The organism is Caldicellulosiruptor changbaiensis, from assembly GCF_003999255.1.
Taxonomy (GTDB): Bacteria; Bacillota; Thermoanaerobacteria; order Caldicellulosiruptorales; family Caldicellulosiruptoraceae; genus Caldicellulosiruptor; species Caldicellulosiruptor changbaiensis.
Genome location: NZ_CP034791.1, coordinates 1,020,586 through 1,027,500 on the forward strand (window position 1 = coordinate 1,020,586; position 6,915 = coordinate 1,027,500).

General features: G+C 35.7%; 8 protein-coding genes (1 of these 8 only partly in view). 7 read left to right on the top strand and 1 reads right to left on the bottom strand.

Annotation, left to right across the window (positions count from 1 at the left end; translation table 11 throughout):
• Positions 1 to 110 precede the first annotated feature (110 nt).
• The 4 genes from ELD05_RS04825 (at position 111) to mnmA (ending at position 3,308) form a co-directional block, all read left to right on the top strand.
• Positions 111 to 563 (top strand): RrF2 family transcriptional regulator, encoded by a 453-nt coding sequence (locus ELD05_RS04825; RefSeq protein WP_127351558.1) that lies wholly within the window; start codon positions 111 to 113, stop codon positions 561 to 563.
• A 64-nt stretch (positions 564 to 627) separates the two neighbouring features.
• Positions 628 to 1,812, top strand: a complete 1,185-nt coding sequence (gene nifS, locus ELD05_RS04830; RefSeq protein WP_127351559.1) for a cysteine desulfurase NifS — start codon at positions 628 to 630, stop codon at positions 1,810 to 1,812.
• 2 nt (positions 1,813 to 1,814) lie between these two features.
• The gene (gene nifU / locus ELD05_RS04835; protein ID WP_127351560.1) at positions 1,815 to 2,198 is read left to right on the top strand and encodes a Fe-S cluster assembly scaffold protein NifU; all 384 of its coding nucleotides are present in this window, start codon (positions 1,815 to 1,817) and stop codon (positions 2,196 to 2,198) included.
• Between the two features lie 24 nt (positions 2,199 to 2,222).
• Positions 2,223 to 3,308, top strand: coding sequence for a tRNA 2-thiouridine(34) synthase MnmA (mnmA, locus tag ELD05_RS04840; protein WP_127351561.1), 1,086 nt, complete (start codon positions 2,223 to 2,225; stop codon positions 3,306 to 3,308).
• A 4-nt stretch (positions 3,309 to 3,312) separates the two neighbouring features.
• Here mnmA and ELD05_RS04845 read toward each other — a convergent pair whose 3' ends face one another.
• Positions 3,313 to 4,113 (bottom strand): histidinol-phosphatase HisJ family protein, encoded by an 801-nt coding sequence (locus ELD05_RS04845; protein WP_127351562.1) that lies wholly within the window; start codon positions 4,111 to 4,113, stop codon positions 3,313 to 3,315.
• A gap of 131 nt (positions 4,114 to 4,244) precedes the next feature.
• Here ELD05_RS04845 and ELD05_RS04850 point away from each other — a divergent pair, with 131 nt between their 5' ends.
• The 3 genes in view from ELD05_RS04850 to ELD05_RS04860 are tightly spaced (at most 30 nt apart) and all read left to right on the top strand, a layout consistent with a single transcriptional unit that may run on beyond the window.
• Positions 4,245 to 5,429: a CCA tRNA nucleotidyltransferase gene (locus ELD05_RS04850; protein ID WP_127351563.1), complete on the top strand. Its 1,185-nt coding sequence runs from the start codon at positions 4,245 to 4,247 to the stop codon at positions 5,427 to 5,429.
• A 30-nt stretch (positions 5,430 to 5,459) separates the two neighbouring features.
• Positions 5,460 to 6,479 carry a 2-oxoacid:acceptor oxidoreductase family protein gene (locus ELD05_RS04855; protein WP_127351564.1) on the top strand — a complete coding sequence of 340 codons (1,020 nt, stop codon included), beginning with the start codon at positions 5,460 to 5,462 and terminating at the stop codon, positions 6,477 to 6,479.
• Positions 6,476 to 6,915: the 5' end (the start) of a thiamine pyrophosphate-dependent enzyme gene (locus ELD05_RS04860; protein ID WP_127351565.1), read on the top strand. The gene runs 1,768 nt beyond the window's last position; 440 of the gene's 2,208 nt are visible here — the first part of the coding sequence; it begins with the start codon at positions 6,476 to 6,478; its stop codon lies off the right edge, out of view. Before ELD05_RS04855 ends, ELD05_RS04860 begins: the two co-directional genes overlap by 4 nt.

Consider the following 6,915-nt stretch of genomic DNA (forward strand, 5'->3'; position numbering starts at 1 on the left):
CATCTAAAAAAGATGGATTTTTTTATTTAGCAAATGTATTGACAAAGACAACTTCAACATGTTATCATATAATAAAACCGAGTATACAAGTCGGAATTGGAGAGATAAAAATGTTTAGGTTGTCGACAAAAGGAAGATATGGAGTAAGAGCAATGTTTGATTTAGCACTGCATTATGATGAAGGACTTGTTTCACTCAAGAGCATTGCCGAGCGTCAAGAAATCTCTGAACATTATTTAGAGCAGCTAATTGCAACTTTAAAAAAGGCTGGACTTGTGAAGAGTATAAGAGGTGCTCAAGGTGGGTATATGCTGTCTCGAGAACCGTCGAAAATAACTATAGGAGAGATCTTACGGGCGCTTGAGGGGTCACTTTCGCCTGCTGAGTGTATAGATGATATAGAAAAACTGGATTGTCCAAGAGCGGATTTTTGCGTTACAAAAAAAGTTTGGGAGAAGGTAAAAGAAGCAATCGAAAGTGTTGTAGATTCAATAACGTTGCAAGACTTGGTTGATGATTATAAAAAGATGACACCAGATGAGTCTTATATGTTTTATATTTAAAAAAGAGGGTATAATAGATATAGAAACCCTACTATAAAGATAAAAATAATAGGAGATGATATAAATGCAAGAAAGAATTATCTATTTTGACCATGCAGCTACAACCCCACTAAAAAAAGAAGTTTTAGATGAGATGATGCCGTACTTAACAGAGCAGTATGGCAATCCATCAACCATCTACAAACTTGGCAGAGAAGCAAAGAAGGCAATTGAGCTTGCAAGAGAAAGGGTTGCTAAGGCTTTAAATGCAGAGGTGCAAGAGATATTTTTCACCTCTGGCGGAACAGAGTCAGATAACTGGGCATTAAAAGGTGTAGCCTTTGCAAATAAAGATAAAGGTAAGCATATTATAACAACAACCATTGAGCACCATGCAGTTTTGCACCCACTAAAATATCTTGAGGGTTTAGGGTTTGAAGTGACATATGTTCCTGTTGAGCCAAATGGTATTGTGGATCCTCAAAAAGTCAAAGAAGCAATAAGAGAAGATACTATATTGATTTCTGTAATGCTCGCAAACAATGAAATTGGTACAATACAGCCAGTTAAAGAAATAGCAAAAATAGCAAAAGAAAGACGAATAATTGTTCATACAGATGCTGTTCAGGCAGTTGGTCAAATTCCTGTTGATGTAAAAGATTTGGGTGTTGATCTGCTATCACTTTCTGCCCACAAATTCTATGGACCAAAAGGGGTTGGAGCACTTTATATCAAAAAAGGGACAAAAATTCATCCATTTTCGCATGGAGGAGCACAGGAAAGAAACAGACGTGCAGGAACAGAAAATGTAGCAGGAATTGTTGGGCTTGGCAAGGCGATTGAGCTTGCAACCGCAAATCTTACAGAGTATGCAAGCAGGCTTCAAAAGCTGAGGGATAAGCTCATTGACGGGGTTCTGAGCAAGATTGATTATGTTCGTTTAAATGGTGATAGATATAATAGGCTTCCAAGCAATGCTAATTTCTCATTTGAGTTTATTGAAGGAGAGAGTTTGCTTTTGATGCTTGACATGAAAGGGATTGCAGCATCAAGCGGTTCTGCTTGCACATCAGGGTCTTTAGACCCATCACATGTGCTGTTGGCAATAGGGCTTGAGCATGAGGTAGCGCATGGTTCATTGAGAATAACCTTAGGTGAAGACAACACGGAAGAAGATATAGATTATCTTTTAGAGGTCTTGCCAGAGATTGTATCAAGGCTCAGAGAGATGAGCCCACTTTATGAAAAGGTGAAAAAAGGGGGCAGATAAAGATGTATAGTGAAAAGGTTTTGGAACATTTTATGAATCCTCGAAATGTTGGAGAGATTGAGGATGCAAACGGTGTTGCTCAAGTGGGCAATCCAAAATGCGGGGATATAATGAAGATGTATCTTAAGATAGAAAATGGTATAATAGTTGATGCAAAGTTTAAAACATTTGGGTGTGGTGCTGCTGTTGCAACAAGTTCAATGGCAACGGAAATGGTAAAAGGAAAGACTATTGAAGAAGCATTGCAAATTACAAACAAGGCTGTAGCAGAGGCGTTAGATGGTCTTCCGCCAAATAAACTTCACTGTTCTGTTTTGGCTGAAGAGGCAATCAAGGCTGCAATAGAGGATTATTTGAGCAAGCAGAAGCAGCAAACACAAAACTAAATTGGTATAAAAGGGTGAGATTTTTTGAAGAAAAAAGTCCTTGTTGCAATGAGTGGAGGTGTTGACTCTTCTGTTGCTGCCGCAATCTTAAAGGAAGAAGGATATGAGGTATACGGTGCTACTATGCAGATTTGGCAAAACGAGTGTGGAGAGGAACTAATTACAGGGAAGAGTTGTTGTTCAATCTATGCGGTGGATGATGCTCGCAAAGTCGCTAATATACTTGATATTCCATACTATGTGTTCAATATGAAGGATGATTTCAAGAAAATGGTAATTGATTATTTCATTGATGAATATATAAAAGGTAGGACTCCAAACCCTTGTATAATGTGTAATAGAAAAATTAAATTTGAACTTTTTTTAAAAAAAGCGATTGCTATTGGTATGGACTATATTGCGACTGGTCATTATGCAGTTATAGAATATGACAGTAGTTTGAACAGATACCTTTTGAAAAGGTCTAAAGCAAAAGAAAAAGACCAGACATATGTGTTATATAACATGACGCAAGAGATGTTATCTAAAACTCTTTTTCCTTTAGGAAGATTTTCAAAGGATGATGTTCGCAAACTTGCAGAAAAATTTAAGCTCCCTGTTGCAAAAAAGCCAGACTCACAGGAGATTTGCTTTATTCCTGACAATAACTATGGCAAGTTTATTGAAAAAGAAACAGGGATTAGAGAAGATGGTGTGTACGTAGACACAGAGGGTAAAATCCTTGGAAAAAGCAAAGCTTATTACAATTACACTATTGGACAAAGAAAGGGACTTGGTATTTCAACTGGCAAGAGAATGTATGTAGTTGCTATAAAGCCAGAAGAAAACAAGGTTGTTTTAGGGGATGAAGATAAGATATTTGCAGATGCACTTATTGCAACTGATTTGAATTTTATCCCATTTGACAAATTAGAATCTGAAATAGAAGTTACAGCAAAGATAAGATATACAGCTAAAGAGGCGAAAGCCAAAATCGTACCCATGGAAAATGATAAAGTACTTGTCAAGTTTTATGAAAAACAGCGTGCAATAACACCTGGCCAGTCTGTGGTGTTTTATAATAATGATATTGTGGTTGGTGGTGGTATAATAGAAAAGGCCCTCGTGTGAGGGCCTATATTTTTATAAATACTGGTTCTAAGTTTTCAAATTTTGCTAAGTATTTAAAACCAATCTCTTTTAGCAACTCAATGGTTGGTTTAAACATGTAAGCGATAAAATTTGGTGAGTGAGCATCAGACCCAATTGTGACAATTTCTCCACCCAGCTCATAATACCTTTTCAAGATCTTGGGTTCAGGATGAGGCGTCTGAAGGCCATATCTATAACCTGAAGTGTTTACTTCAATTCCCTTCCCCTTTTGTATGAGTAACTTTAAAATCTCATCAATAAGATCCCAATATTCTTTTCTGTCCAGTTCTTTATTTTCATAATTTCCATAGCGTTTTACAATGTCAAGATGACCATAGACACAAAACTTATCGAACATCTTTATAAGATTTAATGTTTCTTCAAAGTATCTCAAAAAAGCTTGTTCTTTGGTTTTGCCTATATAATAAACGCCATCTGCCAAATCTTGAAAGTCTACAACATGGGTTGATGCAATAATGAAATCAAACTGATAGCTATTTAAGATCTCCAAACTTTTTTCTATAGAATGTGGCTGCAAACCAACTTCAGCACCTAATTTAATCTTAATTTTTCCTTTGTATTTTTCCTTAACAGAATTAAACTCTCTCATGTATTCTTCATAATCTATATCCCAAATAGGATATGAAACTGGTGGATATAAAAGGTCCATGTGGTCAGTAAAAGCTATCTCATCGAGGCCAAGCTCTAAAGCTTTATTGATAGCAACTTCCATGCTCATATTTGAGTCGGATGAGAAGTTTGAATGAATATGATAGTCAAACATTTTATGTCATCTCCTTTTTGATAGAGTTTTTGGCTTTCAATTAAATTTGGAAACAGGTTATAGTTTTTGCATATAATCAAATTGTATGATATTTTATTGACAATGACAATAATGAAAAAAAGGGTGATTTTATGATAAAGCTAAAGGATGAACCAATGCAAGTGATAAAAAGGCTAAATCAGCACAATTTCAAAGCATACTTAGTGGGAGGATGCCTAAGAGACTATTTGCTTGGTACCACTCCACAGGATTTTGATATTGCAACAGATGCAAAGCCAGAAGATGTGATGAGACTTTTTGAAAAGACAATTCCAACTGGGATAAAACATGGAACAGTGACAGTCATAATAAACAATGTGAAGATTGAGGTTACAACTTTTAGAATAGAAAAAGAATATCAAAATCACAGATGGCCTACAGTAGAGTTTACAAACAGTCTTTATGAGGATCTAAAGAGAAGGGATTTTACGATAAACGCCTTGGCATATCACCCAGATGAGGGCCTTATTGATTATTTCAACGGACTTGATGATTTGAAAAATAAAATTGTTCGCTGTGTTGGAAATCCTCACGAGAGATTTTTTGAAGATGCTCTTCGAATTCTGAGGTGTATAAGGTTTGCAACTCAGCTTAATTTTAGCATAGATAAGAAGACATTTGAGGGTGTTGTGCTCTTAAAAGACCTTTTGAAAAAGATCTCTAAGGAGAGAATAAATGCTGAACTTTCTAAGATTCTCAGCAGCAAAAACTCTTTATATGGTATAAAACTGCTTTATGAAAGTGGTGTTGGAGAGACTGTAATTCCAGAATATATAAAAATATACAGCTTTCTGCATTCAACAGAGTTTGATTTGATTCCTTCTGAGCTCAAAATTCCAGCATTTTTTGCTTGTTTCCGAGATCCAAAAAAGGTGGAAGATATAATGAGAGATCTCAGATTTGATAAAAAAAATATCACTCTTGCAACAAAGCTATGTAACTATCTTAATTCTGAATATGCAACAGAGTACCTCGTAAAAAAAGTATATTTTGAAGAAGAGAAGATGCCAGAAGGAATAATTTCTACGCTTTCAATTTTAAAGAAAGATAAAACAATGATGGAACTGTTTAGTACTTTAAAGGCCCAAAATAAGCTTGTTAGCAAAAAAGATGTTAAGATAAAGGGTGATGATTTGTCAAAGCTCGGGTTAAAAGGCAAAGAATTAGGAAACGTATTACAGATAGTATATGAATATATTCTTCACAATCCTGAGAAAAATAATAGAGATGAAATTTTAAAACATGTTAGTTCGTATTTTAAACAGGGTAAAAATTAATACACAAATATTTAATTGAGGAGATGAACAATGCTACCAACCACAAATGAACTTGGATACTACGAAATTCGACTTGAAAGTATCGGCGGACTTGGGGCTAATGTTGCGGGTAAAATCTTAGCCGAGGCAGGAGTTGTTGGAAGTGAACTTAATGCTTTGAATTTTGCAAGTTACGGCTCTGAGAAAAAGGGCACACCTGTAAAATCATATATTAGATTTGCGCCAAAGGAAAAGCAGATAAGAATCAATTCGCCTGTTGTAAAACCTCATTTGGTAGCTATATTTCATGAAAATATGGTAAATACAAATCCTGTCACTCAAGGGCTTCAAAAAGACGGTATAGTCATTCTGAATACAAGTAAAGATGTGTATGCAGCTCGTGACTTTTTAAAACTTGCAAGCGGCACTGTTGCAGTTATTGATGCCATCAAAATAGCTCTTGAACAAAAGACAAGAATTAATATGGTAATGCTGGGCGCAATAGTAAAAATGCTTGGATTTATAAGTTTAGACAACGTAAAGGAGTTGGTTAAAGAGGCTTTTGAGAAAAAATATCCTCAAACAATACCATCAAATCTTGCTGGACTTGAAGCAGGTTATAATGAAGTAAAATCTAAATACTTTGAATATGACGGAAAATATCCTTATGTGGAATATCAAGAAGAGAGACGTCCAATAGGCTATAAAAACGCTCCAATTGGTGGGACGATTATTGAATATGCAAATACTATTACGAAAAACAACATTACAAGTAGAGTAGGCAAAATTCCTATCTTTATAAAAGAAAAGTGTATCCATTGTGGTCTTTGTGAAACAACATGTCCTGATTATGTCTTTGTGTGGGATAGATTTCCAGAAAACGGTAAAACTAAAATGTTCAACTTAGGACCAGACTATCAGTATTGTAAAGGATGTTTGAGATGTGTAGATGTCTGTCCAACAGGAGCACTTGTTGAGGGAATTGAAAGAGAACATGACATTGAGAAAATCTCTGCCAAACATGATTTTGATATATATGAGAAATGGTATGAGGATGGTGAAAATTCATGATAAAACCTCAAGAAACAATTTTTGAAAGCGGAAATGAAATGGCGGCTTTAGCTGCATCGCAAATAAATTATCATATCATGGGATATTACCCTATAACACCATCAACCCAAATTGCAGAAGAACTTGACCAGATGAGAGCAGATGGTAAGCATGATATCTTGCTTATTGCAGCAGATGGCGAGCATGGGGCAGCAGGAATTTGCTACGGAGCAAGTTTAGGCGGTGGAAGAGTTTTTAATGCAACAAGTGCCAATGGTCTTATGTATGCATTAGAGCAGCTGCCTGTTCAGTCTGGTACAAGATTTCCAATGGTTTTGAATTTAGTCACAAGGTCAATTTCCGGACCTTTAGATATAAAAGGTGACCATAGCGACTTGATGTTTACATTAAATACCGGGTGGATAATTTTACTTGCTAAAGACCCTCAAAGGGTTTA

Bases quoted from the DNA above. Each gene is read 5' to 3' on its own strand.
- nifS (WP_127351559.1), top strand. From the start codon at position 628: ATGCAAGAAAGAATTATCTATTTTGACCATGCAGCTACAACCCCACTA.
- ELD05_RS04845 (WP_127351562.1), bottom strand. From the start codon at position 4,113: ATGTTTGACTATCATATTCATTCAAACTTCTCATCCGACTCAAATATG.
- ELD05_RS04855 (WP_127351564.1), top strand. From the start codon at position 5,460: ATGCTACCAACCACAAATGAACTTGGATACTACGAAATTCGACTTGAA.
- ELD05_RS04850 (WP_127351563.1), top strand. From the start codon at position 4,245: ATGATAAAGCTAAAGGATGAACCAATGCAAGTGATAAAAAGGCTAAAT.
- nifU (WP_127351560.1), top strand. From the start codon at position 1,815: ATGTATAGTGAAAAGGTTTTGGAACATTTTATGAATCCTCGAAATGTT.
- ELD05_RS04825 (WP_127351558.1), top strand. From the start codon at position 111: ATGTTTAGGTTGTCGACAAAAGGAAGATATGGAGTAAGAGCAATGTTT.